Here is a 24,617-nt window from a genome sequence, read left to right as displayed (position 1 = left end):
CGAGCCCACCCCGCGCCGGTGACCGTCACCTTCTCCGGCGCCACGTCGTCCTGTCGGCGGAGAACGACTTCACATATCCGGCTCCCGTTTCGTCTTTCAGGTATGAGCGTCAACCTTCGCCGCGTCATCCTGGCGGTACTCGCCCTGGCCGGTGCCTACACAGGTCTCTGGGCCTACTTCGCCCCACGCCACTGGTTCGGCCACTTTCCCGGCTTCGGACTCAGCTGGCTGCCGCAGCTGGGCCCGTACAACGAGCACCTCTCCAAGGACGCCGGCGCCATGTTCACAGCACTCGCCGTGCTGAGCCTCATCGCCCTGCGCTCCGTGCGGAACGACACCATCGTGCGCGTCACCGGGCTGGTATGGCTGACCTTCAACATTCCGCACCTGATCTACCACATGCAGCATCTCCACATGTACAACACCCTCGACAAGGCCCTGAACGTCGTGACGCTGGGACTCCTCGCCGTCGCCTCGGTCGCCCTCCTGCTTCCCGTCACGTCCGGGAGCTCCCACGCCATCACTCTCAAGGTCCGGGATCGGCATGGCAAAGTAGGCTGAACCCCGGTTACGACCTCCGAGCCCGCCCCGCCGGCCGGGCACGTGGACGCCGGTCATTCAGGGGTGACGGGCACCGGCCGTTCCCGAGGGGCTTCCGGCCGCGCGTGGCGCAGACGGGCACAGGCGGCGTCGAGAGTGGCGGCATCGATCATCTCCTCGTGGGTGCCCGGGCTGCCGCAGGCGTACGCCCCGGAGACCGAGCCCGCCAGCACGCACTCCTCCGGCTCCGCGCCGGCCAGCCACGACCGGGTGAAGGCGGTGCTGAACGCGTCGCCCGCGCCGTTGCTGTCCACGACGGGCCGCTCGGGTGTCACCGCGGGGAAGGCCCGTACGACACCGTCCGCGCGTGCCAGCATCCGGCAACCGTCGGCGCCGCCGGTCGCGACGACCACGGCGGCGCGACCCCCGTCGAGGATGTGGCGCATCACCTCCTCGCACCGGTCACCGACCGTCGCCGCGCTCATGAAGACCAGGTCGGAGCGGAAGGCGTAGGGGTGCGCCCAGGGATCGCGGCCGTCCCAGGAGTGCAGGTCCGTCGAGACGGACCTGCCGAGACGCTCGGCGTCGTCGAACACGGTGCCGGGGTGGTAGGCACGCGATATGTGCACGTGCCCGCAGCCTTCGAGGAAGGGCAGGTAGAACTCGGGCGGCAGCCTCAGGTCCGCCGGGTGCCTGCCGTCGTAGAAGGAGAAGCGCCGTCCCCGGCCGTCCACCAGGTTGACGCTGCGCGGCGTGCCGTTGGGTGCGGGCAGGTGGCTGAAGTCGAGCCCGACCGCGGCGTACCTGTCGAGGATCAGCCGCCCCTGCGGGTCGTCGCCGATGAAGTCGACGAACTTCGTGCGCAGGCCGAGGGCGTGGAAACCGAGTGCCACGCCGTTCCCGGAGTGGCCCACGTAGTCGCGGATCGGAGGGACGCCGACGGAGTCTCCCCCGGGTACGACCAGCGCGTCGACACGCACGATCGTGTCCACACCGGTGCCGCCGACCACCAGGACGTCATAGTCGACCATCAGCCGCCTTCATCTCTCAATTGGGCATTAAGTGCCTTTTTGACCATACGGCTCAGTACTTCCAAAGATCAGGCGAGCCGCGAAATCTCCCGGTGGCGCCCTGAACGGGTGCGGTGACAACCGGACCGTCGTTCGAGCGGGGTGTCAGACCGGCTCTCCGGTGTCCCGGGCCGGTTCGGCACCCTGACGGAACCCTTCGGCGAATGCGAGCACGACCAGCGATATCAGAAGGGGGACGACCAGGCCGGGCGAAAGGGCGGGCGGCGCGCTCACCGGGCTGTCCGGCCCGCCGAGCCCGAGGCGGGTCAGCACGAGGTCGCCGGCCACGTGAGGGAACACCTCCGTCGAGACGGCGGCGACCATGATCAGGCCGGCGATCGCGCCGAGCCTGGCGGCGTTGCCGGACCGGAAAGGGCGCCTTGCGGCGATGGAGAGCAGCAGCGTGCGGAGCAGCAGCGCCCCGAGCCCGGCGCACACGCCGACCAATGCGACGTCACCGCGCCCGGCGAGCTGCTCCACCACCGTGGAGTCCCACGCGGTCAGCATGACCGTGCCGGTGTCCGCCTCCAACCGGTTGCTTCCCGACGATCCGGGAAGACGAAGGAGGATGCCCGAGATCTCGGCCGACTGGCGCAAGGGGTGCTCGGCGTCGGCCCCCGCGCCCTCGGTGAGCGGGATCCGCAGGCTGTCGATGGAACGGACCTGCACCGGGACGGTGATGTAACCATGAGCCTGCGTCGCGCCGTTCACGGCGAAGGCGATACCGCCGATCGGGACCGTCACGGTGAAGACCAGGGCCAGTCCCGCCAGCAACCGCACCAGCGCCGGGCTCGCGAACCCCCTCCGGCCGCGGACCGGAGGTGATGCCTGATCGATGTCCATCGTTGTCCTTCTTCCGCGAGCGACGTAATCCTCGCCGGACGAAATCCCATCGATCCAACTCCCTCCGCGCGGGGAGCGCAATCGGCCGGAGGGGGAGATCGCCGTACTGCGGGCACAGGTGGCAGGCCCCCAGGTCACGCGTCCCTTCTCGCGAGCACGACCGCTCCCGCACCGAGGGCCACGATCACGTATGCCGACAGTACGGCGAGCGCGCCGGGCGGCGGCAGACCTCCCACCGCCGATGGATGATCCACGAGCTGGGCAGCGAGGTTGGAGGGCAGCACCGAGGCGATCCGGTCGTTCCACGGATCGGCGAGGAGGTTCACCGCCAGAGGCAGCACGAACAGCAGGACGCAGACGGCGACGATCGCTCCGGCGGTGGATCGCATGACCGCTCCCAGGCCGAGGGCGACAAGCGCGATCACGGCCACCGACAGGCCCGAGGCGAGCACCAGGGGAATCTCCTCGGAGACCCCGGTGGTGTACCCGGGCGGGATGGGCCGATCACCGACGATCGCCCGGCAGGCGAGGAACACGGCCCCCACGGCCACCTGTCCGGCGGTGAGGGAGATCGCGGCGACGACGGCCGCCTTCGCCGCCAGCAGCGCGCTCCGGCGTGGTACGGCGGTGACACTGGTGCGGATCATTCCGGTGGCGTACTCCGGGGTGATGGCCAGTACGGCGAGCACCGCCAGGCAGAGCTGGACGAGCGGCAGCAGGGCCTGTTCCATGGCCTGGCCCTGGAATCCGGCCCGCCGCGCCGGCGGCAGGCCGTCCCAGGCGTCCACTCCCTGCCTGGCGAGAAAGGCGGCCAGCGGGACGGTCACGGCGACCACGCCGAGGACGTACCAGGTGGAGCGGACCGAACGGAGCTTCAGCCACTCGGAGGCGAGCGCGTCGGTCACCGTACGTCCCTTCGCGCCGGCGCCGCGGTCGTCCGGCATCCCGCGGACCGGCGCGACGGCCGCCTCTCTCCCCGTCCCAGGCCGGGCCCCTTTCACCGGACGTCCCTTCGCGAGAGCGCGAGGGCGGTCAGGCCGACCGCGACAACCGCGTACAGGGCCATCACGGCGAGCGCCGCCGGTGGGGACAGACCGATCCCGGCCCCCGCCTTTCCGAGACCGACCGCTATGGGGACCTCCCCCGCGAGCTGGCGGGTCAGGTCCTCCGGCAGCACCGAGCCGATCCGGGCGTTCCACGGATCAGGCAGTGAGATCACAAAGCGGGGAACGACGTACAGGATGACGACGACGCTCGTGACCGCCCCCGCGGTGGACCGCAGAACGGCGCCGAGGCCGAGCCCGATCAGGGCGAGCACCACCACAGACATCCCGGTGGCGAGCATCTTGGGGAGTTCTTCCGGCAGGGGCGCCGTGAAACCCCGGATGGGACGGTCGCCGACGATCGCCCTGCCGATGAGAAACGTCCCGAAAACGCTCACCTGCCCGACGACGAGCGCCAAGGCGGCCACGACCGCCGCCTTGGCCGCCGTCACCACGATCCGGTGCGGCAGCGCCGTGAAAGTGCTGCGGATCATGCCGGTGGCGTACTCCGAGGTGAACGCGAGGACGCCGAGCACCGCCATGCAGATCTGCACCGGCAGGAGGACGATCTGTTCCGGCTGCGCGGCGCGCACGGTGACCCGTCCCTCGGGCGGCAGGCCGTCCCAGAGGCTGCCCACGTAGAAGGCGAACCCGGCGAGCAGCACCACGAAGGCCGCGACCGTGGCGAGGATGTACCGGGTGGAACGGGTGGAACGGAGCTTCAACCACTCCGAGGCGAGCGCGTCGACGATCACCGGGCCACCCGGCAGCCCGCGCTCCCGGTCCCCGCCGTCCCGTGGGATGGCCGTCACCGTCCACCCGCCCGGTAGTCGACGCTGTCATCGGTGAGTTCCAGGTACGCCTCCTCCAGGGAGGCGCCGCGCGGGGTCACCTCGTGTACGGCGAGGCCGTTGCCCGCGGCCAGGTCGCCGATCTCCGCGACGTCCAGTCCCCTGACGACCAGTCCCCGCCCCGGTTCCTCCCCGACCGTCGCGCCGGCGGCCCGCAGCACCTCCGTGAGCTCGGCGGCGCGCGGGGAGCGCACCAGCACGCCCCGGTCGTGGCGGGCGGCCAGGTCCTGAACCGACGTCTCGGCGATCAGCCTGCCGCGCCCGATGATCACGAGCCGGTCGGCGGTGAGCTCCATCTCGCTCATCAGGTGACTGGAGAGCAGGACGGTGCGCCCCTCGGCGGCCAGCGAGCGCATCAGGTGGCGGATCCACCGCACGCCCTCCGGGTCCATCCCGTTGACCGGCTCGTCGAACAGCAGCACCCCGGGGTCGCCGAGCAGCGCCGCTGCGATGCCCAGCCGCTGCCGCATGCCGAGGGAGAACCCGCCGACCTGCTTGCGGGCGACCCCGGCCAGTCCCACCTGTTCCAGGACGGCCACGACTCGAGACACCCCGATGCGGTTGCTCCGCGCCAGCCAGCGCAGGTGGTTGAAGGCGCTGCGGCCGCCGTGCGCGGCGTTCGCGTCGAGCAGCGCGCCGACCTCGTACATCGGGCGCCGGATCGTGGCGTAGCGGCGGCCGTTGACGAGGGCCTGCCCGGAGGTGGGGGCGTCCAGGCCGAGCAGGACGCGCATGGTGGTGGATTTTCCGGCGCCGTTCGGCCCGAGGAAGCCGGTCACGAGTCCCGGCCTCACCTCGAACGACAGCCCGTCCACGGCGACGGTCGTGCCGTACCGTTTGGTCAGGTCCCTGATTTCGATCATGTCGTCGAGCGTCGCGTACGGCGGGTCCGCGGCGCGTCGGGCCGGAGCCGGGACTTCACGCTCAACCCCTGGCCCGACGGCGGGCGCCCCATCCCGGCGACATCGGCCCCGGGGACGACATCCCCCAGGGTGAGGCCAGGCAGGTGGATCCGCCCCGGATGATGCCGGTAGCCGCTTTCCGGGGCTTCTCCCGCGCCGACCACACCCATCTGCCGGAGCGGGGCGCGGGCGGCGCCCCAGCAACGATCCCTACCGCTCCTCAGCCCCACCGGCGGGCGGGACGCGCAGTGCCAGCAGGGCGATGTCGTCGACGGAGTCGTGTGCGCAGTAGGCCAGGACGGTCTCGCTGATGCGCTCCACGACGGCCGCGGCGTCCAGGCCGGCGCAGTCGGCCAGCAACGCGTGCAGGCGCTCCTCGCCGAACATCTCCCCATCGGCCGGTCGGCGGGCTTCGGTGACGCCGTCGGTGTAGAACAGCAGCACCTCTCCCGGGTGCAGGGTGAACCGGGTGTTGGCCAGGCCCGCGTCGGGAAAGACTCCCAGCATCGCTCCGGCGGAGCGCAACTCCTCCACCTTCTCATCGGCGTGACGCACCAGCGCCGAAGGATGCCCGGCCGTGCTCAGCACCCCGGTGATGCCCACCCCGTCGGTGCGGAAGATCGCGCAGACGGCGGTGAGGAACCGCTGGGCGCTCACCCGCTGGGCCAGCAACGCGGTGTTGAGCTGCTCCAGCACACGACTGGAGGAGATGTGATGGGGCGCGTCGGCGCGCACGGTGTAGCGGGCCAGCGCGGTGACCTTGGCCGCCTCCACCCCGTGACCGGCCACATCGCCCATGACCACACACCAGCGGGAGGGCGAGGCCGCGAACAGATCGTAGAAGTCGCCCAGCACGGTGACGCCCTGGCCGGCGGGCAGGTAGCGGGCGGCGGCCTCGATACCGGGCGGCTCGGCCAGCTTCGGCGGCAGCAAACTGTCCTGCAAGGTGCGCGCCAGCGCGGCCGCCGCCTGAGATGTCGCCCGCAGGTCCGCCACCTGAGTTCGCATGTGCTCCAGCGCACCACGCAGGGCGATCTCCCCGGTGACCGCGCGCGCCAGGGTGGCCAGCGTCTTGATCTGCGTCTCGGTCCAGTCGCGGGGAGTGGAGTCCACCACGCAGAACGTGCCGAGTACCTGGCCGTCCGGAGAGTGGATGGGGTAGCCGGCCCAGGCGCCGATCCCCATCTCGGTGACCGAGGAGATCGTACGCACCCGCTCGTCGGTGGCCGCGTCGGTCACGATCAGCGGCCCGTCGGCGGCCACCACCAGATGGCAGAAACTCGCCTCCGCCGCGTTCTGCCGCTTCTCGATCGGCAACTCACCCAGACCGATCACGCTTTTCCAGAACGAGCGCCGCTCATCGACCACGGTGACGAAGGCCATCGGCGCACCGGTGATGGTGATGGCCAGGCCGGCCAGGTCATCGAACACCGGCTCCGGAGCGGTGTCCAGCAGGCCACTGGCGCGCACCGCCGCCAACCGCACGCGGTCGAACACCTCAGGGGGCAGGTCCTCGGGTCCTTTGAACCGGACAGCAGCCGCACTCACCGATGTTCCTGCCTTGCTCTGGGCAGCGACCGGGGCGACCTCGTCGGCGAAGACGGCTCCGGGCGCTGGATGCTCGTCATTTCCTGCAAGCTTATGGTCATCTCCGCCTCGATGGCCGGTCGGGGAAAGTGGTTACGGTCATCGGCTCTGGCCACCGGCTGCGGTCGTGACACCAATACGTCGCAGGCTACAAGAGGGAACAATCAGGTAGAAAGGAGCAGCCCTCCAGATAGCCATCCGTCCGGTAGTCCCGCTCAGAAAGATTTGATCATCACGATGGACGACCCCGCCGAGCCGAGCTTCCCTCTCACCGCCGCCACCCGTGTCGGCACGCTGGTCATGCACGCGGACGGCGAACTGGACTTCGAACGGGCGCCTCGGTTCCAGCGGGAGATCGAAGCCGCGCTGGCCACGCCTCGCCTCTCCACACTGGTCATCGAGGTGTCGCAGGTGTCCTTCTGGGACTCCTCCGGCATCTCCGGACTCCTCGTGGCTTTCCAGCAGGCCCGCACCGCCGAGATCCATCTCATCCTCACCGGGGTGGACGCCAACCTGCATCGCCGCCTGACCATCACCGGGCTGGTGCACCTGTTCGACATCCAGCCCACCCTGGCACACGCACTGCGGCACCCGGATTCCTCGCCCACCGCCTGAGCCCTCGTGACGTGATCCTCACCGGGGTCGGCCGATGCCGGCCCGCAACGCCGCCGCGAGGTCGCTCACACCGTCGCTCCGGCGAGGTCAGGTCAAGGGAGAGGGCGGGATATCCTGCCTGCGGTGCCTCGAACCACGTGACCTGAGGAGTCGATGCTGGGATGACGGCAGGGCGGCCGATGCCCACACAGGACGACGTGCTCGGATATTTCAGCACGCTGTCGAACTGGGGACGGTGGGGCGACGACGACGAGCTCGGCACTCTGAACCACATCACCGACGACGTCCGGCTGGCGGCGGCGCGGGCCGTGCGCCATGGCAGGAGCGTGTCGTGCGCATGGGAGGTCGCCGTACCGAAAGACATGGAGCGGTCGACGACGACGTGCCCGTGCGCCGCCGACATGCCGGGTGCCGAGAACATGCCGGTGCCCGAATTCCACAACGACCGGCGCTGGGGCTTTTCGTCCGAGCGGCTCGGCATCACGTTCCACGGCAACACCCTCACCCACGTCGACTCGCCGTGCCACATCTTCTGGGACGGCACGATGTACAACGGGCGGTCGCACTCGTTGGTCGACGCCGCAACGGGATCGGCGTGGGCGGCCGTCACGGCGGCGGCGAACGGGATCATCACGCGTGGCGTCCTGCTGGACATCGCGAAGGTCCGCGATGTGCCGTGGTTGGAGCCGGGGCAGGGTGTGTTTCCCGAAGATCTCGAGGAGGCCGAGCGTCGCCAGGGTGTGCGGGTGCGACCCGGCGATGCGGTGCTCCTGCGGACCGGCTATGGCCGCTTCCGGCACGAGGCCGGTGAGGCCGGCGGTTTCACGCAGGCCGGCTGGCACGCGTCCTGCCTGCCGTGGCTGCACGAACGGGGGGTCGCGCTGATCGGCGCCGACACCCCCCAGGACGTTCAGCCGTCGGGGTACGAAGACGTATTGATGCCGGTTCACGCCGTGAGCCTCGTCGCGATGGGTCTGTGGCTGCTCGACAACTGCGACCTGGAGGCGTGCGCGACGACGGCCGCCGAGCTCGGCCAGTGGGACTTCCAGCTCGCAGTCGCGCCGGTCCGCTTCGCCGGTACGTCCGGCAGCCCGGTCAACCCGATCGCCACATTCTGAGTGCGCGGATCCGGCCGGGCAGCCGGATCCAGCCATTCGCGACATCGACGCCCCTTGACCGAGATCGGGCCGATGCGATGGTGCTCGGCGGCATCCCGGCGATGTCATCCCCGGGGACGACATCCCTCAGGGGGAGGCCCGGCGAGATCCAGCCCGATACCGTCTCAACGTGGACGACTCCCTCTTCCTCCGTCGGTGGAGCGACAACCAGCTGATCATGTTCGACGCCCTGGCCGCGGTGGGATACACCATCGTCGTCCTGTCGTTCGCCGGCACGCGTGCCGCCACGGACGTGCCTTCGTGGGGGCATCTCCTGATCGTCGCCGGGACCGGGCTTCCGCTCGCCGTGCGAAGGCTGTGGCCTCTCCCCGTCCTGGGGGTCGTCTCCGCGATGTCCCTGCTGTCCGTGTCCCTCGGCGTGGTGTACGACGGGTTCGCCGCGGCCGCCTTCGCGCTCTACATGGTCGCGCTGACCCGGCGCCCTCGCCGCCGGGAACCCACGGTCGTGGTCGGGGCGCTCAGCGCGGCGGCCGTGCTCATGCTGTCGCTGGCGGGCGCTCCCCGGCCATCGCCGCACGTCTTCGGGGTGCTGCTGGGAGGTGTGGCGGTGCTGGGCGGTGCCTGGACGGCGGGCCGCGTGGTGCGCGAGCGGCGCGCGCACTCGGCGCGCTGGGCCGGGCAGCTCACTGGCCGGGCGGTCACCGAGGAGCGCCTGCGCATCGCCCGCGAGCTGCACGACGTCGTCGCGCACAGCATGAGCCTGATCGCGGTCAAGGCGGGGATCGCCAACCACGTCGCGGCGGCCCGGCCGGAGGAGGCCAGGGACGCGCTGCGCGTCATCGAGATCACGAGCCGGGACGCGCTGACCGAGATGCGCCAGCTGCTTGGCGTGCTGCGTTCGGACTCCGGCGCGCCGCCCGATCTCTCCCCCTCCCCCGGCCTCGCCGGCCTGCCCGTCCTGGCCGACCAGGCGGCGATGGCCGGGGTCCACGTCGCGCTGGACGTCCGGGCGGCAGACCTGCCGGAGGGAGTCGAGCTGTCGGTCTACCGGATCGTGCAGGAGGCGCTGACCAACGTGGTCAGGCACGCCGCCCCCGCCCGGTGCCGTGTCACGGTCGAGGACGCCCGGGGCACGGTCAGGATCGAGGTGACCGACGACGGGCCGGGCGGGCGGGTTCTGCCGGGACGGCCCGGCCACGGGCTGATCGGGATGCGGGAGAGGGTCGCCGTGTACGGCGGGACCTTCACGGCCGGGCGCCGGCCCGAGGGCGGTTTCGGGGTGTCGGCGTGCCTGCCGTACGGGGAGACCGCATGACCCAGGACCGTGTGATCCGCGTGCTGGTCGCCGATGACCAGGCGCTGCTGCGCGGCAGCTTCCGCATCCTGGTGGACACCGCGCCCGACCTGGTCGCGGTCGGCGAGGCAGGGACCGGTATCGAGGCCGTCGACCTGGCCCGCCGCGAGTCCCCGGACGTGGTGCTCATGGACGTGCGCATGCCGGAGATGGACGGCATCGAGGCGACCCGGCGCATCTGCGGCCCGGCCGGCACCGCGGGCGTGCGCGTGCTCATGCTCACCACCTTCGACCTGGACGAGTACGTCTACGCGGCGCTGCGCGCGGGGGCCAGCGGGTTCCTGCTCAAGGACACTCCGCCGGGCGAGCTGCTGACGGCGATCCGCGTGGTCGCCTCCGGCGAGGCGCTGCTCGCCCCGACGGTGACGCGGCGCCTCATCGCGGAGTTCGCCAGGCACCCCGAGCCCGCGCGGCCGCTCGCACGCGAGCTCGGCGGCGTCACCGGCCGTGAACGCGACGTGCTCACCCTCATCGCCCGGGGGCTGTCCAACACCGAGATCGCCGGCCATCTGAGCCTCAGCCTCGCGACCGTGAAAACGCACGTGGGCCATCTGCTGGGCAAGCTCGCCGCCCGTGACCGGGCCCAGCTTGTCATCGTCGCCTACGAGACCGGCCTGGTCTCGGCGGCGCCGCGCCCGCCCCGCTAGGTCCTTGCCGGCGCCGGATCCCGTACGGCGACCGTAAAACCTCGACCACATTGGAGGGTGAACAGCTCAGCCGCGCCATCGCGGCGCTACCGTCCGCCCCCGGGTGGAGCGGCCGGGTCCGGTGGTGCGGTCGGGGGGTGCGGCAGAACGGAGACGGCGCCCTTGGCCTCGAAGATCGCGAGGTGGATGCCGTCCGGACTGTGGTGGCCGTGCTGGCGGAGCACGGCGTCGAGGTCGGCTCTGGTGAGTCCGCAACGGCGCAGGTTGCGCAGGTTGACGTGCCCGTCGTGGATCAGGATCCGCAGTGGTGGGTCGACCAGGCGGCTGATGGCCGGCAGGAGCCGCAGCCTGGTGATGGCCGCGTGGGCGGCGAGCAGGGCCAGCAGCGCCGCGGTGCCGGTCAGCCATGAGGCGTCGGTCGCGGTGGCCGTGCGCCCCACGATGGCGCCGACCGCGACGGCGGCGACCCAGTCGAACGGGGCGAACTCCGCCATGGTCCGGCGCTCGGTGAGCCGGAACGCCACCGCGGCGGTCAGGAACAGCGCAATCGCCTTGACCGCGGCATGGGCCGCACGGTGCCAGTCGCCGATCAGGGCGTCGCCGAAGCTGTCCACGACGGCCACCCTCAGCCGGCGCCGTCGAGAGCGAGCAGGATCCGGCGGCCCCCCGGACCGGCGATGCCGGAGTCTTGGCCGGTCACGGCCCAGGGTGGTGCGGATTGCGATGGCTGTCTCATACGACCAGGCTAAACGTGCCTCGCTTCGACCATGGTGAAGCGCCTTGCAGGCAACGCCGGGCGTCACGAGGACGGATCGTGAAGGTGGCATGAGCAGAGGCTCGCCGGACGAAGTCGTCATGGGCGACCTGCGACCATGGAAGCCGGCCGCGGACCGCGCCGAGGAACCTGCCCGGCTACTACGGCTGCGGGGTATCGAACGGGCCGTCGCCCAGGATTCCCGAACGGTCCGGCAGTCCGATCGCCACGCGGAGCCTGGCGAACTCGACCGCGAGGGCCTGAGGCGGATAGTGAGCATTGAGGCCGCTGGGATTCGGAAGGACCCATACGCGCGCACCGCCGATGATCTCAGACTGCAGGCCGACCACCGCACCGGAGACGCCGAACGCCGAGCGGTAGCCGGTGACGCCCAGCAGAGCCAGCCACCTGGGCCGCAAGGACTCCATCCTCTTGACCAGGTCCCTGCCTCCCTCCACGTACTCCTGCGGGGTGAGGTCGGCCGCCCGAGCCGTCGGCCTGCGCACGATGCTGGTGATACCGGCACCGAGAAGCAGGAGATCTCGCTCTTCCTCGGCACGAAAGAGGCGAGGCGTGAACCCGGAACGGTATAGAGCAGGCCACATCCGGTTTCCCGGTGTCGCGAAACTGTGCCCTCGGGTCATCGACGCAAGCCCGGGGTTGATGCCGACGAAAACGACATCCAGCCCCTCGGCGACGACATCTTTCAGGTGGGGACGCGTCTCGATGGCGTACTCGCATTCTTCGGACAACGCTCTCGGGAGCCGGCTCGCTCATTCTCCCCTGCCCGGAGGGAAGGGGAGAATCCTGGCAGCTCCCGCTCGCGTGGCTGTTGCGCCGCTCTCCGGTCATGCTGCCCGTTCCGGGCACATCATCGGTTGAGCATCCGGAGCAGAACGTGGCCGCCGCGAGCGTCCGGCTGACTGACGACGTCGCCGAGCCGACCGCGGCCATCAAGTGAACGGGCCTGCCCGCCGACAGCGGCCAAGGCCGGCGGCATCGTTCATGCCGCGTGTTCGAGATTCCGGCGGAACCGGGCCGGCGTCGACCCGGTCGCCAGGCGGAATGCCCGGCTGAACGCGGACTCGGAACGGTAGCCGACTTCGGTGGCGACCGAGGCGACCGTGAGCTCGGTGTCGGCGAGAAGTTCGGCCGCGGTCATCAACCGGATGTGGGTGAGGAACGCGCCGACGGTCATTCCGGTGCTGTGGGAGAAGTGCCGGATGAATGTGGCCCGCGACATCGCCGCCACCTGTGCGAGGCGCGCGATCGGCCAGTCGGCGCCGGGGTCTTGAAACACCTCGTCGATGACGGCACGGATCCGCTCGTCGTGGGAGGCGGTCCACAGCGCTGTCTCGGCGAGTCGTCCGTTCGACTTCCGCAGCACCATCGCGAGCAGCGCGTTACAGAGGGCAGAGAGGATGGCCGCGGTGCCGGGCCCATCGTTCTGCGCCTCCCGTCGCATGATCGCGCTCAGCATCCGAACGTTCTCATTCGCCTCGCCGGATTCCGCGAAGGAGACGCGCAAGGGGTCGGGAAGGCTCCGAAAGAGCATGGCGCCCGCGCCGGGACCGAACGAGTAGTGCCCGCAGAAGAGGTCGATCACGCTCTCACCCGCTCGGCTGCGGATGGTGGAGAACGCGCCACCGGGAGTTTCGATCACTCCTTGCTCGTGCCCGGCTCCGGTGGTGCGGATGCGGTGCGGCGTGCCACGGGGAAGGAGCACGACGTCGCCCGGCTGAAGCTCGATGCGCCGATCGGAGAGCTCGAGCACGCACGAGCCGTCGAGCAGGACGTGGAAGTGCGCCTTGCCCTCGCCCTGCGGGGGCACGTCCATGACGGTCGCGCCGGCGAGAAGGCAGCGCTTGTCCAGGATCGCCTGCAGTCTCGCCAGGCGGACGAGGTGACTGACTGAATCCATGATGAGACGCTCGCGAGGAAAATTGAGATTAATAAGCCTTGTGAGCTCAATTCTACATATCGAGACTGGAGGCATGGACACCACCAACGACACTCTTCACGCCGATCTTCTTGTCATCGGTTTCGGCAAGGGCGGCAAGGCCGTCGCCAAGACCATGGGCCGCCTCGGCAAGCGCGTCGTGCTCGTCGAGCAGTCGGAACGGATGTACGGAGGCACCTGCCCCAACGTCGGCTGCGTACCGACCAAGGCACTGGTCCACCACGCCGAAAAACGCCGAAAGAGCGACCCGCCGCAGGAGTGGTACGCGCGCTCGGTCGAGCAGGTCCAAGCCCTCACCGCGCTGTTTCGCCGCGGCAACTACGAGGCGCTGAACGGTGCCGAGACCACAACGGTCCTCACCGGCCGGGCCACCTTCCTCGATCCGCACACCGTCGCCGTCGACGCCGGGGGCGAACGCCTGCTGGTCTCCGCCACAACCATCCTGATCAACACCGGCGCCGAGACGGTCATCCCGGACACCCCCGGCCTGGCCGAGAGCAAGCACACCCTGACCAGCACCGCACTGATCGAGACCACGGTCTTGCCCGAGCGGCTCGCGATCGTGGGCGGCGGCTACATCGGCATCGAGTTCGCCTCGATCTACCGCCGGTTCGGCGCCCAGGTCACCCTGCTGGAGGCCTCACCGCGGATCCTGGGACGCGAGGACGACGAGGCCGCCGCCGTCGCCGAGGCCATCCTCACCGGCGACGGCATCGAGATCATCAAGGGTGCGCACGTCAGCGAGGTCCGCGACACCGAGACCGGCGCGAGCGTCCTCTACGAAAAGGACGGCCGCCGGCACACCCTGGACGTCGATGCCATCCTGGCCGCCACCGGTCGCGCGCCGGCGACCCGCGGCCTGGGACTGGAGGCCGCCGGGGTCCGCACCACCGCGCACGGGGCGATCGAGGTCGATGAGTATCTGCGGACCAGCCGGCCGCATATCTACGCGCTGGGCGATGTGCGCGGCGGGCCGCAGCACACCTATCTGTCCCTCGATGACAGCCGGGTCGTTGTGGATCAGCTCCTCGGCGAGGGCCGGCGCTCGGTGTCGGATCGGGTCGCGGTGCCGCGCACCCTGTTCATGACCCCGCCGCTGGCCACCGTCGGGCTCACCGAGACCGAGGCCCGCGCGGCCGGATACCGGGTGAAGATCGCCAGTGAGCCGGTGGCCGAGATCGTGGCGATGCCGCGGGCCTACATCATGGAGGAGACCCGCGGCTTCATGAAGTTCGTGATCGACGCCGACACCGACGAGATCTTGGGTGCGGTGCTGCTGAGCGTCGATGCCCAGGAGCTGATCAACACGGTCGCGCTGGCCATCCGGCACCGCATCACGGCGAGCGAGCTGCGTGATGCGGTGTACAACCATCCCACCTCGACCGAGGCGTTCAACGAGGTGCTGGCCACCATCGTGCGTGTCGACGCGCCGCAAACCGCCGACGTGTAACCCGTTCAGCCTCGCTCCCGACCGGGGAACCTCACCCCCGCGCCGCACCGAAGGCGCGTTCCAGGACCTCCAGGACCGTCCCGGTGAGCAGCGCGACCTTGTAGCCGTTCTGGGCCGCCGGCGCACATCGGACGGCGGCCCGCGCCGCCGCGTGGTCGAGGGTCTCACCGGCGAGGAGGGCCTCCTCCACCTCGGGCAGTCGCAGCGGAACGCGGGCGACGCCGCCCACGGCCACCGCGGCGAAGGTGATCCTTTCGCCGCTCACGACCAGCCGCGCCGCCGCCTCCACCAGCGGCCATTCGGCCTCTGACCTGGCGATCGCCCGGTGGTAGGCGGCCCGCTCCCCCGGCACGGACGGAGGCAGGTCGATCGCCACGAGGATCTCCCCCGGGCCGAGCAGGTGGTCGCGGGTCGGGTCGGAGCCGTCTCCGTACAGCTCGCCGACGCCGAACGGGGCCCTGCCGTGCACCTCGACGGACGCGTCGCAGCCGAGCAGCGCCATCGCCAGTGACGACGGATGCGGGGCCACGCACGGGCCGGTGTCGATCACCGCGGAGTAGAGGGTGAGCCCCGCGCGGGCCGGGCAGGAGTCGCCTCCGCTCTGGTGGCAGGAGAAGGACGGGTTGCGGTAGTACGAACAGCGGTTGCGCTGGAGCAGGTTTCCGCCGACGGTGGCCACCGCCCGGATCTGGGGCGTGGCCAGCGCCCCGGCCGTCAGTGCCAGGGAGGGGTGGGCGGCGCGGAGCCGCTCGTCGCCGGCGAGCTCCGCGACCGTGGTCAGCGTGCCGATCCGGGCTGAGCCGTCCGGCTGCCAGGTGATGCCGGACAGGCCGGGAAGGTCGTGCAGGTCGACGTACGGCCCTGCCGGGAGGCGGGCCATCAGGTCGGTGCCGCCCGCGCGGAACTCGCCTCCACGCCGGGAGATCTCGCCGATGTCTGTCGGGACGCTCATCGTCCGATCCCTTCGAGAAGCCGGAGATGCCGGCCGATGCCGATGGACGAGGTCATTTCCGCATCCCTCCGTGAAGCCGATCAGGCCAAGGGAGCCGGCCGAGGTCGATGGGGACTGTCATTTCCGCATCCCCTCAAGGAGCCGGTCGGGCCGGATGGGCAGGTCGTGGGGGCGCCAGCCGGTGGCGTTGTGGACGGCGTTGCCCACCGAGGCGGCCACGCCGATCGTGGAGACCTCGCCGACCCCGACGCCGCGGCCGTTGACGTGCTCCCACCCGTCCTGGTGGAAGTGGACGGTCATCTCGGGGGTGTCGCCGATGCCGGGGATGCGGTAGTCGTCGAGGTTGGCGGTCAGCACGGTCCCCGTCACCGGATCGACGTGGCGCTCCTCGTACAGCGCGTAGCCGATGCCCTGGACGATGCCGCCCTCGCACTGGCTGCGCGCCAGCCGCTCGGCGTAGATGTGACCGACCGCGATGCCGGCCCACACGCGGAGCGGCCTGACGGTGCCGAATCGGGTGTCGACCTCGACCTCGGTGACGTGGACGGCCCCGCTGAAGCCCCGGCCCAGCGCCATGCCGCCCACCGCGATCGGGGTGACGTAGCCGCGCCGGTCGCGCCTGCGCCTGCCGACGACCCTGGCGCCGTCGGTCAGTCCCCGCTCCCGCAGGCGTCGTGCGGCGTCGCGTACGGCGGGGGCCACCGAGGTGGTGGTGCGGCTGCCGATGGAGGGCGGCCCGTGCACGGTGCCCGTCCTTCCGATCTCGACGCGGACGCGCTCGGCGGGCAGGCCGAGCTCCTCGCGAAGGATCTCGGCGATGACGCTGCGGATGCCGGTGCCGATGTCCTGGGTCGTGGTGCGGGCCACGACCACGTCACCCTCGACCTGGAGTTCGACCTCCGTACCGGGGTCGAGCATGTAGGCCCAGTTGGCGGCGGCCACCCCGATGCCCCGGCGGAAGCGACCCTCCTGCGAGCCCGCCGCGGTCCGGCCCGCCCACGCGGGCAGGGCTATGGCCCAGTCGTAGAGGGCGTGCCGCTTGCGGTTGCCGTCCCAGCGGCGGCGCAGCGCGATCGGGTCCTCGCCGCGGCGGTGGGCGACCTCGTCGACCGCCTGCTCCAGCGCCCACAGCATGGGCGGCGCCCCCGGCCCGCGGAACGGCGTGCCGGGCGGCTCATTGGTGATCACGTCGTAGTCGCGGAGCCGCCGGGGCGCCGTGCCGTACATGAGACGGGCGAACACCGCGACGGCCGACCCGACGGACACTCCGCCGCGGCCGTGGACGTCCACGGTGAGGGCCGCGAGGTCTCCCCCGTCGTCGGTGAGCAGTTCGAGCGTGGTCCGGGTACCGGGCCGGTTGCCGGCGTCGGTGAGCTCGTCGGCGCGGCTGAACACCACGCGGACCGGCGCGCCGCAGGCCCGCGCGAGCTCGACGGCCGCGATCGTCTCGGCGGTGATCCCGTTCTTGGCCCCGAAGGCGCCGCCGACGTGATCGGCGACGACCCGGACCCGCTCCGCGGGCAGGTTCCACCGCTTGGCGGCCTGCTCGGCTACCAGGCCGACGCTCTGGGTGGACAGGTGCAGGTGGAGGTCGCCGCCGGTGTCCCAGCGGGCCACGCACGCGTGCGGCTCCAGCGGGGTGTGAACCTGCACGGCGGTGGTGAACGTACCGGTCACCAGGCGGGGGTCGGCGGCCCCGCGCGCGGCCTCGATCCGCTTCACGGCGGTACGGCCTCGCCAGCTCGCCCTGGTGAAGGGGCCGTGCACGTTGCCGTTCCAGGGGCCGGGCAGCTCCAGCCCCTCGCTGGCGCTGGGGGCCTGCTTCCTGGTGTGCTCGTCGTAGACGACCGGGGCGCCGGGCGCGTCGTCGAGCGCGGCCGGGATCGGGTCGTAGCCGATCTCCGCCTCTTCCGCGATCGCCAGTGCCTCCCGGCGCGTGGGAGCGGCGACGGCGGCCACGGGCTGCCCCGCGTAGCGGACGATCCGGTCGGGCGGCAGCAGGTCGACCACGTGGGCGGCGTCCACCTTCACCGCGGTGACGTGGGCGTGCGCCCTCGTGGAGCGGAGGATCACCCCCTCCAGCTGGCCGTCCAGGCGGACGTCCGTGGTGTAGCGGGCGCGGCCGGTGACCTTGTCCATCGCCTCCACCCTGGCGGGGGCCCCGGTGTCGCCGTCGTGTTCTCCCCGGCAGGCGGCGGCGATCGCCGCGTAGATCCCCTGGTAGGCGCCGCACCGGCACAGGTGCCCGGCCATGGCGGCGGCGATTCGCTCGCGCGGCGGCGCGACGTCGCCGTGGCTCGCCCGCCAGGCGTCGACGAAGGCCGCGGCCTCCACCACAAAACCCGGCGTGCAGTAGCCGCACTGCAGACCGTCGTGGACCGCGAAGGCCCGCTGGACGGGGTGGTCCAGTCCCTCGACGGTGGTGATCTCGCGCTCCCGCGCCGCGGCGGCCGGCAGCAGGCAGCTCGCCTGGGGGACGCCGTCCACCATGACCGTGCACGCGCCGCAGACTCCGGTACGGCAGGCGGCCTTGGCCCCGGTAAGACCCTGGCCCTCGCGTAGGACGTCCACGACCACGTCGTCCGAGTGGGCGTCCACCACGGTGGGGACACCGTTCAGAATAATCTTCATAGCTCTCCAGTTGACGTTGTCAACATCGCACTGACAGTGTCGGCCCCGGACGTTGACGTTGTCAACATCAGGAGCTGTGAGAAGGTGAACGACGTGGTGGACGACACCAGAACACGACTGGTCGACAGCGCGCTGAGGTTGCTGCGAGAAGAGGGCCTCGACGCCGTGACGCTGCGCGCCGTCGGCGACCAGACCGGTCTGTCCCGGATGGCCCCCTATCGACATTTCGCCGACAAGACCGCGCTGCTCGCCGCCCTCGCCCTCCGGGTTGTCACCGACCTCAGCGCGCACGTCGCCGGGGCGGTCCTAGAGCGCGACGGCCGCGTGGAGCGGATGCGGGCCTTCTACACGGGTTACGTCGAGTACGCCATGGAGCACCCCGAGGAATACCGGCTGGTGTTCGCCTCCGACTTCCTCATCGGGGACCACCCGGAGCTCGAGGCGGCGATCGACGAGGTGATGGCGGCGCTCGGCATGGAGGTCACCTGCGATCAGGCCGCCTCCAAGGCCGGGATGATGGCCCTGCTCTCCACCGCCCACGGCCTCGCCCAGCTCGCCGCGGCCGGGCACCTCTCCCACAAGGGGATCAGCCACACGGACGTCATCGACGTCCTCGTCACGCCCTGACACTCCCGCGCCACAGGCGATTCTTGGGCCGCGGCCCAAGAATCGCAATTCCGCCGCTCGCAGGCCCCCGACATCGACCGGGCATCGCAGCGTGGGCGCCGCGATTTATCGTCAAGGCATCTTGGCGTCAGGGTGGCTTGACGAGATATGTGGTCCATGACCCCTCCAGATGAGCTTGAGCATCGGTTCACCCTGCTGACCGCCGCCACGCGCTACGACGCGCTACGTACCCGCGACGCCCTGGCGTCGGCGGAGGAGGGAGGACAGGTCTCCCCTCCGGTGCCCTCGGCGCACCCAGCCCGCCAGCTCCCCTCCAAGAGCCCGAGATACGCATCGGCAAACAGAACAGCCGCCGGATCGGCGGTCACAGGACGTGGAGACCTCCAGCCATCGGGCGGGTCTGTGAAGCGTCAACCACCTCGTGCCAGATCACGCGCTCTGCAAGAGGCCGTGTGATCTGGCGCGGGGAATCTCCGGCCCTCAGCCGAAGAGGAGATCAATCCGGCATGAGCGAGAGCGACGTGGCCGTCGCCCGAGCGGTCGCCGGCGAGCCCGAGGCATGGCCTTGCAGCCGGTGGCCGGAGAGGGCGGTGAGATAGACCTGTGGCATGCGTCCTGAATCAGGCGAAGTGCTGCACTTCTCGGAAGACCCAACGATCACCCGTTTCGTCCCTCATGTCGCCGCCACCGCGATGCAGTCGAAGGCCTACGTCTGGGCCGTCGACGGTGCCCGCGCCCCGGACTACTGGTTTCCTCGCGACTGCCCGCGCGCGATGGCATGGACTATCCCCACGACGTCGGCAGCAGACCGGGAACACGTCCTGGGTCCTGGCGGTGGCGACCGTGTCCATGCGATCGAGCACGGCTGGGTCGACAGGCTTCTCAGCGTTCGGTTGTTCGCCTATCGGCTCCCCGCGTCCCGTTTCACGCCGATCGGCGAGCCGGTGTCGCACGCGGTCGTGGCCACCGAACCGGTCGAGCCCCTCGGCCCGCCCGAACCGGTCGGCGACCTTCTGCGGCTACACGACGGCGCGGGCATCCAACTACGCGTACTCGACAATCTGTGGGGATTCTGGGACGCCGTGACCGCGAGCACCCTCGGCTTCAGCGGAATCCGCCTGCGGTACGCCCGTCCACGGCCGGACGCCGGCTGAAGGAGCGGACCGCTCAGGAGGTTTCCGGGGGCGGGGCGTCGTGCTCGGCGGTGACCGCCACGTTGCGCAGCATCCGGCCGAAGATCAGGGTGTGGAAGGGCGTGACCGACCACCAGTAGAGATGGCCCGCCAGACCGCGCGGGTGGAAGATCGCACGCTGGCCGTAGACGGTCTCGCCCTCGTGCCGGAGCACCCGCAGTTCCAGCCACGCGAGGCCGGGCAGGCGCATCTCCGCGCGCAGGCGCAGCAGGCGTCCGGGCTCGACCTCCTCCACCCGCCAGAAGTCGACGGAGTCGCCCACCCGCAGCCGCCGGGGATCGCGGCGTCCGCGGCGCAGTCCCACGCCGCCGACGAACCGGTCGAGGAGTCCGCGGAGGTGCCAGGCGAGGGGCAGGGAGTACCAGCCCTTCTCACCGCCGATCGACTCGATCACCGTCCAGAGTGCCTGCGGGGATGCCTTGACGCGACGGGCCCGCGCGTCGACGTAGAGGCTGCCGCCCGCCCAGTCGGGGTCGGTCGGCAGCGGGTCGCTCGGCGTTCCCGGGGTCGAGGCCGAGGACCAGCGCGTGAGGACCTTGGCCTCCTTGATCCGTTGCAGCGCCAGCTCGACGGCCTCCCTCAGCCCGATCAGGCCGCCCGGCGGATCCTTGACGTAGTCGGCGACGTCGTGTTCGCGGCAGACCGCCTCGTTGCGCAGCGACTCCACCAGCGGGCGGGCCAGCCCCGCGGGGACGGGGGTGACCAGCCCCACCCAGTGGCTCGACAGACCGGGGCTGAGCATCGGAACCGGGATGATCACGCGGCGGGGCAGGCCCGCGATCTCGGCGTAGACGGTCATCATGTCCGCGTAGGTCAGCACGTCCGGGCCGCCGATGTCGAAGGAGCGGTTCACCTCCTTCTCGACGGACGCCCAGGCCACGAGGTAGCGCAGGACGTCGCGGATCGCGATGGGCTGCGTCCTGGTCCTCACCCACCGCGGAGTCGTCATCACGGGCAGCCGCTCGGTGAGATAGCGCAGCATCTCGAAGGAGGCCGAACCCGATCCGATGATGACGGCCGCCCGCAGCACGACGGCGGGCACCCCGGAGTCCAGGAAGATCTCCCCGACCTCGACGCGGGACCGCAGGTGGGGCGAGAGCTCCTCGTTGGGCGCGAGGCCGCCGAGATAGACGATGCGGCCCACCCCCGCCTCCTTGGCCGCGGCGGCGAACGTGGTGGCCGCGCGGCGGTCGGCGTCGGCGAAGTCGCTTCCCCCGCCCATCGTGTGGATGAGGTAGTAGGCCACCTCGACCCCGTCGAGCGCCTTCCTCGTCTGCTCCGCGTCGGTCGCGTCGGCTTCCGCGATCTCCACGCGGGAGGCCCACGGCTGGTCGCGCAGGCGGCCCGCCGACCGCACCATGCAGCGGACCTCGTGACCCGCGTCGAGGAGTCCGGGAACGAGCCGTCCTCCGATGTATCCGGTCGCGCCGGTCACGAGACATTTCATTTAATCATTTTCGTACGACCCGGCCGACTGGTTGCCGACTTGGCTATTTAACGGCTTTTCTTATAACTGTTCGCGGATCTGGAGAAGGATCTCCCGAGTGCGAGAGGCCGGCTCGGCCTCGATGCACAGGCGCTCCATCACCTCGAGGTAGCTGTCCACCTCTTCGCGTTTCTCCAGATAGACCGCGCTGGTCAGCTGTTCCATGTAGACCACGTCGGGCAGATCGGACTGGGAGAACCGCAGAATGCTGAAGGGCCCGCCCGCCGCGGCGTGGCCGCCGACGCTGAACGGCACGATCTGGACGGTCACGTTGGGCAGGTCGAGCGCCGCGAGGAGGTGGTCGATCTGGCCCCGCATCACCTCGGCCCCGCCGAGCGAACGGCGCAGCACCGCCTCGTCCAGCACGGCCCATACATGGGGTGAATCCGCGCCGTGCAGCAGTCTCTGGCGTGCCATGCGCAGCCGTACGCGCCGCTCCAGCTCCTCCTCGGAGGCGGAGGGGAACCCCAGCCGGATCACGGCTCGCGCGTAGCCCTCGCTCTGGAGCAGGCCGGGCACGAACTGGACCTCGTAGTTGCGGATGACGGTGGCCGACTCCTCCAGGCCCACGTACGTCTCGAACCAGCTGGGCAGGACGTCGTTGTAGTTGTGCCACCAGCCGGTGACGTTGGCCCGGCCGACGAGGGCCAGCAGGGGCTCTCGCTCGCTCTCCTCCGTCACGCCGTACAGCGTGAGCAGATCGGCCACGTCCCTGATCCGGAAACTCACCCGGCCGAGCTCCATGCGGCTGATCTTCGAGTGCGAGGCGCGGATGGCGTGCCCCGCCGCCTCCAGCGTGATGTTGCGCCGCTCGCGGAGCCTGCGGAGCTGCGCGCCCAGCACGATCCTCAACACGGTCGAACTGCCGCGGAGTGAGACCACCGGCGCTGGGCTGACTCGCTCACCGTCTGCGTGAGGTGTGATCATCTACAGTCCTTCGAGCGCGGAATGCGAGCCTTTACCTACTCTTCGTGCCATCGAGATCCCTTACGGTACCTCCAATTGCACATTTCCGGCTAGATAGAACTTTATTCTTCAACCAATTCAGATAATCAGGTCATCGAAATCGCCACTTTTCGCACCCCTGACGAAGGCGTCGACCTCACCGCGAGTGTAGATCAACGCCGGCCCCTCCGGATCGCGGGAGTTACGCATCGCGATCCTGCCGTCGGGCAGTTCGGCGACTTCCACGCAGTTGCCGCTGGGATTGCTGAAGTGACTCTTGCGCCAGACGACCCCGTCCAGCCGAGCCGCCGACATGCCGCTGTACAGCTGATTCATCCTCGCCTCTCACCCGTTAGGCAGGGGAACATATGTACGAGCATATAGCTTTTTGTGCAGATGCACGTGCATCCGTACTTGCTTATGCACATCATCACGTGCAAGATGACTGGACGGATTGCCTTCGTTACGCGATCGCCACTCCTCCCCAAGGTCGCCGATGACTGGTTGTCAAAGACATGAAGCCGCACCCGTCCGAGCCGAGATCGGAGGATGGGAACGGTGGTTGTCGATGCTTGATCACATGCTCCCACCAGGCGGCATGCCGCCGTGGGCGGATGGCGAAAGCCACATCGGCCGGCTCCAGATGACCGTGTGGAGCCTCCGTCACGACCCCTACGCGGCACGCACCGCCCGCGAGTTCACCTCCGCCGCCCTGCGGACGTGGGGGCTGGAGCACCTGATCGACGACACCGGCGTCGTGGTGTCCGAGTTGGTGACCAACGCCGTGCGCCACGGCACGCGGAGCCCCGTCCACCCCCGGACCGCTCCGGATATCAGGGTGATCCTGTGCCAGACCGAGCTCTCGGTGCTGTGCGCGGTCACCGACCCCAGTGACCAGGGACCCTGCCTGCGCGAACCCGACTACGAGGCGGAGGGCGGCCGCGGTCTGCAGGTCGTCCAGGGGGTCAGCGAGATGTGGGGCTGGGCTCCTTTGGAGACGCGGGGCAAGGCCGTGTGGGCGGCCTTCGCCCTTCCTCCCCGGGGAGCGCGTCACTTGGAGGCCTGCCACTGACGATCCGGCCCATCCGACGCTAAATCGGCGACTTATGGAAATACGCCCCATAGTCACCGGAAGATGGATATTGTCCGCGGAAGCCCGACCCGCTGGATGGAGACCGTCATGGCGTCGTCAGGACCTGAACGCCTGCGGTTCGACCCCAAAACCCCGAACGCGGGACGGATGGCCGACTACTTCGTCGGTGGCAAGGACAACTTCGCCGCCGACCGCAAGACCGCGGAGGAAGCGCTCGCGATCGCTCCCGACCTCCCCGCCGTCTCGCGGGAGGGACGCGGGTTCCTCCGCCGGGCGGTCCGGTTCCTCGTCGAGGCGGGCATCCGGCAGTTCGTCGACATCGGCTGCGGCCTGCCGACCCGGGGCGGCGTGCACGAGATCCTCCACACGATCGCCCCCGACGCGCGGGTGGCGTACGTCGACAACGACCCGATGGTCGTCGTCCACGCCCAGGCCCTGCTCGCGGACGATCATCTGGCCACGGTCATCGAAGCCGACGCCCGCGATCCCGAGGAGATCCTCTCCCGTCTGCGATCCGGCCGCGTCATCGACCTGGACCGGCCCGTGGCGATCCTCCTCTTCTCGGTCCTGACGGATTTCCCGGACGACGACGTGGCCATGCGGATCACGTCCGGCCTCCGGAAGGCGATCGCACCGGGCAGCTACATGGCCATCTCCCACGCGGTCTCCGACCTGTGCCCGGAGAAGACGGCACGGCTCGCGGCCCTCTACCAGGACCGCGGTTCGATCACGGGCCCACGCCGCACCAACCTGCGTACCAGGGCCGAGGTCGAGCTCCTCTTCGGCGAGATGAAACTCGTCGAACCCGGAGTGGTGTACGTCCCGCGGTGGCGGCCCGACGCGACGGTGCTCCGCTCGCCCGATTCCGTATGGGTCGTCGGCGGAGTCGGCCACAAAGAATGGATAGACTGCGCCGGAAATGATCGGAGCTTTCCCCGTTCACCTGTGTCCTGACA

24 protein-coding genes and 1 pseudogene are annotated in these 24,617 nt (G+C 70.2%); 11 read left to right on the top strand and 14 right to left on the bottom strand.

The window, feature by feature from the left end; translation table 11 throughout:
• The first annotated feature begins 102 nt into the window (after window positions 1-102).
• The gene (locus tag DKM19_RS19760; protein WP_110697226.1) at window positions 103-561 is read left to right on the top strand and encodes a hypothetical protein; all 459 of its coding nucleotides are present in this window, start codon (window positions 103-105) and stop codon (window positions 559-561) included.
• Between the two features lie 53 nt (window positions 562-614).
• Here DKM19_RS19760 and DKM19_RS19755 read toward each other — a convergent pair whose 3' ends face one another.
• The 6 genes from DKM19_RS19755 to DKM19_RS19730 all read right to left on the bottom strand — a co-directional run bounded on the left by DKM19_RS19755 (window position 615) and on the right by DKM19_RS19730 (window position 6,797).
• Window positions 615-1,571 carry a carbohydrate kinase family protein gene (locus tag DKM19_RS19755; protein WP_110697224.1) on the bottom strand — a complete coding sequence of 319 codons (957 nt, stop codon included), beginning with the start codon at window positions 1,569-1,571 and terminating at the stop codon, window positions 615-617.
• 144 nt (window positions 1,572-1,715) lie between these two features.
• On the bottom strand, window positions 1,716-2,453 hold the full coding sequence (locus DKM19_RS19750; protein WP_110697222.1) for a hypothetical protein: 738 nt from the start codon (window positions 2,451-2,453) through the stop codon (window positions 1,716-1,718).
• Between the two features lie 134 nt (window positions 2,454-2,587).
• Window positions 2,588-3,358 (bottom strand): ABC transporter permease subunit, encoded by a 771-nt coding sequence (locus tag DKM19_RS19745; RefSeq protein WP_110705824.1) that lies wholly within the window; start codon window positions 3,356-3,358, stop codon window positions 2,588-2,590.
• Between the two features lie 92 nt (window positions 3,359-3,450).
• Window positions 3,451-4,308 carry an ABC transporter permease gene (locus tag DKM19_RS19740; protein ID WP_239514335.1) on the bottom strand — a complete coding sequence of 286 codons (858 nt, stop codon included), beginning with the start codon at window positions 4,306-4,308 and terminating at the stop codon, window positions 3,451-3,453.
• Window positions 4,305-5,210, bottom strand: coding sequence for an ABC transporter ATP-binding protein (locus tag DKM19_RS19735; protein WP_110697220.1), 906 nt, complete (start codon window positions 5,208-5,210; stop codon window positions 4,305-4,307). Before DKM19_RS19735 ends, DKM19_RS19740 begins: the two co-directional genes overlap by 4 nt.
• A 249-nt stretch (window positions 5,211-5,459) precedes the next feature.
• Window positions 5,460-6,797, bottom strand: coding sequence for a PP2C family protein-serine/threonine phosphatase (locus DKM19_RS19730; RefSeq protein WP_110697218.1), 1,338 nt, complete (start codon window positions 6,795-6,797; stop codon window positions 5,460-5,462).
• A gap of 276 nt (window positions 6,798-7,073) precedes the next feature.
• Here DKM19_RS19730 and DKM19_RS49560 point away from each other — a divergent pair, with 276 nt between their 5' ends.
• The 4 genes from DKM19_RS49560 to DKM19_RS19710 all read left to right on the top strand — a co-directional run bounded on the left by DKM19_RS49560 (window position 7,074) and on the right by DKM19_RS19710 (window position 10,570).
• Entirely contained in the window at window positions 7,074-7,451 is a 378-nt protein-coding gene (locus DKM19_RS49560; protein ID WP_162641624.1) for an STAS domain-containing protein, read from the top strand.
• Between the two features lie 179 nt (window positions 7,452-7,630).
• Window positions 7,631-8,569, top strand: a complete 939-nt coding sequence (locus DKM19_RS19720) for a cyclase family protein (protein WP_110697214.1) — start codon at window positions 7,631-7,633, stop codon at window positions 8,567-8,569.
• 169 nt (window positions 8,570-8,738) lie between these two features.
• Complete coding sequence (locus tag DKM19_RS19715; protein WP_204358876.1) at window positions 8,739-9,884, top strand: sensor histidine kinase; 1,146 nt, start codon at window positions 8,739-8,741, stop codon at window positions 9,882-9,884.
• Window positions 9,881-10,570 carry a response regulator transcription factor gene (locus DKM19_RS19710; protein ID WP_204358875.1) on the top strand — a complete coding sequence of 230 codons (690 nt, stop codon included), beginning with the start codon at window positions 9,881-9,883 and terminating at the stop codon, window positions 10,568-10,570. The genes DKM19_RS19715 and DKM19_RS19710 overlap by 4 nt, the downstream gene beginning before the upstream one ends.
• An 86-nt stretch (window positions 10,571-10,656) precedes the next feature.
• On the opposite strand, the gene DKM19_RS19705 is transcribed toward DKM19_RS19710, so the two are convergent.
• Together DKM19_RS19705 and mug are read right to left on the bottom strand one after the other, a co-directional pair.
• Window positions 10,657-11,184 (bottom strand): YetF domain-containing protein, encoded by a 528-nt coding sequence (locus tag DKM19_RS19705; protein ID WP_204358874.1) that lies wholly within the window; start codon window positions 11,182-11,184, stop codon window positions 10,657-10,659.
• Window positions 11,185-11,485: 301 nt separating this feature from the next.
• A complete protein-coding gene (gene mug / locus DKM19_RS19700) occupies window positions 11,486-12,076 on the bottom strand; it encodes a G/U mismatch-specific DNA glycosylase (RefSeq protein WP_369989362.1) in 591 nt (196 codons plus the stop codon).
• Between the two features lie 59 nt (window positions 12,077-12,135).
• On the opposite strand from mug, the pseudogene DKM19_RS19695 reads away from it, so the two are divergent.
• Window positions 12,136-12,285: pseudogene (locus DKM19_RS19695) on the top strand (aldo/keto reductase); the annotation flags it as partial.
• A gap of 42 nt (window positions 12,286-12,327) precedes the next feature.
• On the opposite strand, the gene DKM19_RS19690 reads toward DKM19_RS19695, so the two are convergent.
• The gene (locus tag DKM19_RS19690) at window positions 12,328-13,245 is read right to left on the bottom strand and encodes an AraC family transcriptional regulator (protein ID WP_110697210.1); all 918 of its coding nucleotides are present in this window, start codon (window positions 13,243-13,245) and stop codon (window positions 12,328-12,330) included.
• A 73-nt stretch (window positions 13,246-13,318) separates the two neighbouring features.
• On the opposite strand from DKM19_RS19690, the gene DKM19_RS19685 reads away from it, so the two are divergent.
• Window positions 13,319-14,734: an FAD-dependent oxidoreductase gene (locus DKM19_RS19685; RefSeq protein ID WP_110697208.1), complete on the top strand. Its 1,416-nt coding sequence runs from the start codon at window positions 13,319-13,321 to the stop codon at window positions 14,732-14,734.
• A gap of 31 nt (window positions 14,735-14,765) precedes the next feature.
• Here the strand turns inward: DKM19_RS19685 and DKM19_RS19680 are convergent, their stop codons facing one another.
• Complete coding sequence (locus DKM19_RS19680) at window positions 14,766-15,686, bottom strand: xanthine dehydrogenase family protein subunit M (RefSeq protein ID WP_110697206.1); 921 nt, start codon at window positions 15,684-15,686, stop codon at window positions 14,766-14,768.
• 117 nt (window positions 15,687-15,803) lie between these two features.
• Window positions 15,804-18,317, bottom strand: a complete 2,514-nt coding sequence (locus tag DKM19_RS19675; protein WP_110697204.1) for a molybdopterin-dependent oxidoreductase — start codon at window positions 18,315-18,317, stop codon at window positions 15,804-15,806.
• A gap of 84 nt (window positions 18,318-18,401) precedes the next feature.
• On the opposite strand from DKM19_RS19675, the gene DKM19_RS19670 reads away from it, so the two are divergent.
• Both DKM19_RS19670 and DKM19_RS19660 read left to right on the top strand, forming a co-directional pair.
• Complete coding sequence (locus DKM19_RS19670; RefSeq protein WP_162641623.1) at window positions 18,402-18,944, top strand: TetR/AcrR family transcriptional regulator; 543 nt, start codon at window positions 18,402-18,404, stop codon at window positions 18,942-18,944.
• A 608-nt stretch (window positions 18,945-19,552) separates the two neighbouring features.
• A complete protein-coding gene (locus tag DKM19_RS19660; protein WP_110697199.1) occupies window positions 19,553-20,098 on the top strand; it encodes a DUF6886 family protein in 546 nt (181 codons plus the stop codon).
• A 13-nt stretch (window positions 20,099-20,111) separates the two neighbouring features.
• Here the strand turns inward: DKM19_RS19660 and DKM19_RS19655 are convergent, their stop codons facing one another.
• The 3 genes from DKM19_RS19655 to DKM19_RS19645 all read right to left on the bottom strand — a co-directional run bounded on the left by DKM19_RS19655 (window position 20,112) and on the right by DKM19_RS19645 (window position 22,904).
• Complete coding sequence (locus DKM19_RS19655) at window positions 20,112-21,584, bottom strand: SDR family oxidoreductase (RefSeq protein ID WP_110697197.1); 1,473 nt, start codon at window positions 21,582-21,584, stop codon at window positions 20,112-20,114.
• A gap of 60 nt (window positions 21,585-21,644) precedes the next feature.
• Window positions 21,645-22,550: a helix-turn-helix transcriptional regulator gene (locus DKM19_RS19650; RefSeq protein ID WP_110697195.1), complete on the bottom strand. Its 906-nt coding sequence runs from the start codon at window positions 22,548-22,550 to the stop codon at window positions 21,645-21,647.
• Window positions 22,551-22,667: 117 nt separating this feature from the next.
• Window positions 22,668-22,904: a DUF397 domain-containing protein gene (locus DKM19_RS19645; protein ID WP_110697193.1), complete on the bottom strand. Its 237-nt coding sequence runs from the start codon at window positions 22,902-22,904 to the stop codon at window positions 22,668-22,670.
• Between the two features lie 232 nt (window positions 22,905-23,136).
• Between DKM19_RS19645 and DKM19_RS19640 the strand changes: the two genes are divergently transcribed.
• Window positions 23,137-23,640, top strand: coding sequence for an ATP-binding protein (locus DKM19_RS19640; RefSeq protein ID WP_162641621.1), 504 nt, complete (start codon window positions 23,137-23,139; stop codon window positions 23,638-23,640).
• Window positions 23,641-23,748: 108 nt separating this feature from the next.
• Window positions 23,749-24,615, top strand: a complete 867-nt coding sequence (locus DKM19_RS19635; RefSeq protein WP_162641620.1) for an SAM-dependent methyltransferase — start codon at window positions 23,749-23,751, stop codon at window positions 24,613-24,615.
• Window positions 24,616-24,617: the final 2 nt, after the last annotated feature.

Origin of the sequence: Streptosporangium sp. 'caverna', assembly GCF_003203775.1 — a bacterium.
GTDB lineage: Bacteria > Actinomycetota > Actinomycetes > Streptosporangiales > Streptosporangiaceae > Streptosporangium > Streptosporangium subroseum.
Note: the sequence above shows the minus strand (reverse complement) of the source record. Positions and strands in the feature narration are given on the sequence as shown.

Coding starts and splice junctions, on each gene's coding strand:
- DKM19_RS19760 (WP_110697226.1), top strand. CDS start 103: ATGAGCGTCAACCTTCGCCGCGTCATCCTGGCGGTACTCGCCCTGGCC.
- DKM19_RS19755 (WP_110697224.1), bottom strand. CDS start 1,571: ATGGTCGACTATGACGTCCTGGTGGTCGGCGGCACCGGTGTGGACACG.
- DKM19_RS19750 (WP_110697222.1), bottom strand. CDS start 2,453: ATGGACATCGATCAGGCATCACCTCCGGTCCGCGGCCGGAGGGGGTTC.
- DKM19_RS19735 (WP_110697220.1), bottom strand. CDS start 5,210: ATGATCGAAATCAGGGACCTGACCAAACGGTACGGCACGACCGTCGCC.
- DKM19_RS49560 (WP_162641624.1), top strand. CDS start 7,074: ATGGACGACCCCGCCGAGCCGAGCTTCCCTCTCACCGCCGCCACCCGT.
- DKM19_RS19720 (WP_110697214.1), top strand. CDS start 7,631: ATGCCCACACAGGACGACGTGCTCGGATATTTCAGCACGCTGTCGAAC.
- DKM19_RS19710 (WP_204358875.1), top strand. CDS start 9,881: ATGACCCAGGACCGTGTGATCCGCGTGCTGGTCGCCGATGACCAGGCG.
- DKM19_RS19690 (WP_110697210.1), bottom strand. CDS start 13,245: ATGGATTCAGTCAGTCACCTCGTCCGCCTGGCGAGACTGCAGGCGATC.
- DKM19_RS19685 (WP_110697208.1), top strand. CDS start 13,319: ATGGACACCACCAACGACACTCTTCACGCCGATCTTCTTGTCATCGGT.
- DKM19_RS19680 (WP_110697206.1), bottom strand. CDS start 15,686: ATGAGCGTCCCGACAGACATCGGCGAGATCTCCCGGCGTGGAGGCGAG.
- DKM19_RS19675 (WP_110697204.1), bottom strand. CDS start 18,317: ATGAAGATTATTCTGAACGGTGTCCCCACCGTGGTGGACGCCCACTCG.
- DKM19_RS19660 (WP_110697199.1), top strand. CDS start 19,553: ATGCGTCCTGAATCAGGCGAAGTGCTGCACTTCTCGGAAGACCCAACG.
- DKM19_RS19655 (WP_110697197.1), bottom strand. CDS start 21,584: ATGAAATGTCTCGTGACCGGCGCGACCGGATACATCGGAGGACGGCTC.
- DKM19_RS19650 (WP_110697195.1), bottom strand. CDS start 22,550: ATGATCACACCTCACGCAGACGGTGAGCGAGTCAGCCCAGCGCCGGTG.
- DKM19_RS19645 (WP_110697193.1), bottom strand. CDS start 22,904: ATGAATCAGCTGTACAGCGGCATGTCGGCGGCTCGGCTGGACGGGGTC.
- DKM19_RS19640 (WP_162641621.1), top strand. CDS start 23,137: ATGCTTGATCACATGCTCCCACCAGGCGGCATGCCGCCGTGGGCGGAT.
- DKM19_RS19635 (WP_162641620.1), top strand. CDS start 23,749: ATGGCGTCGTCAGGACCTGAACGCCTGCGGTTCGACCCCAAAACCCCG.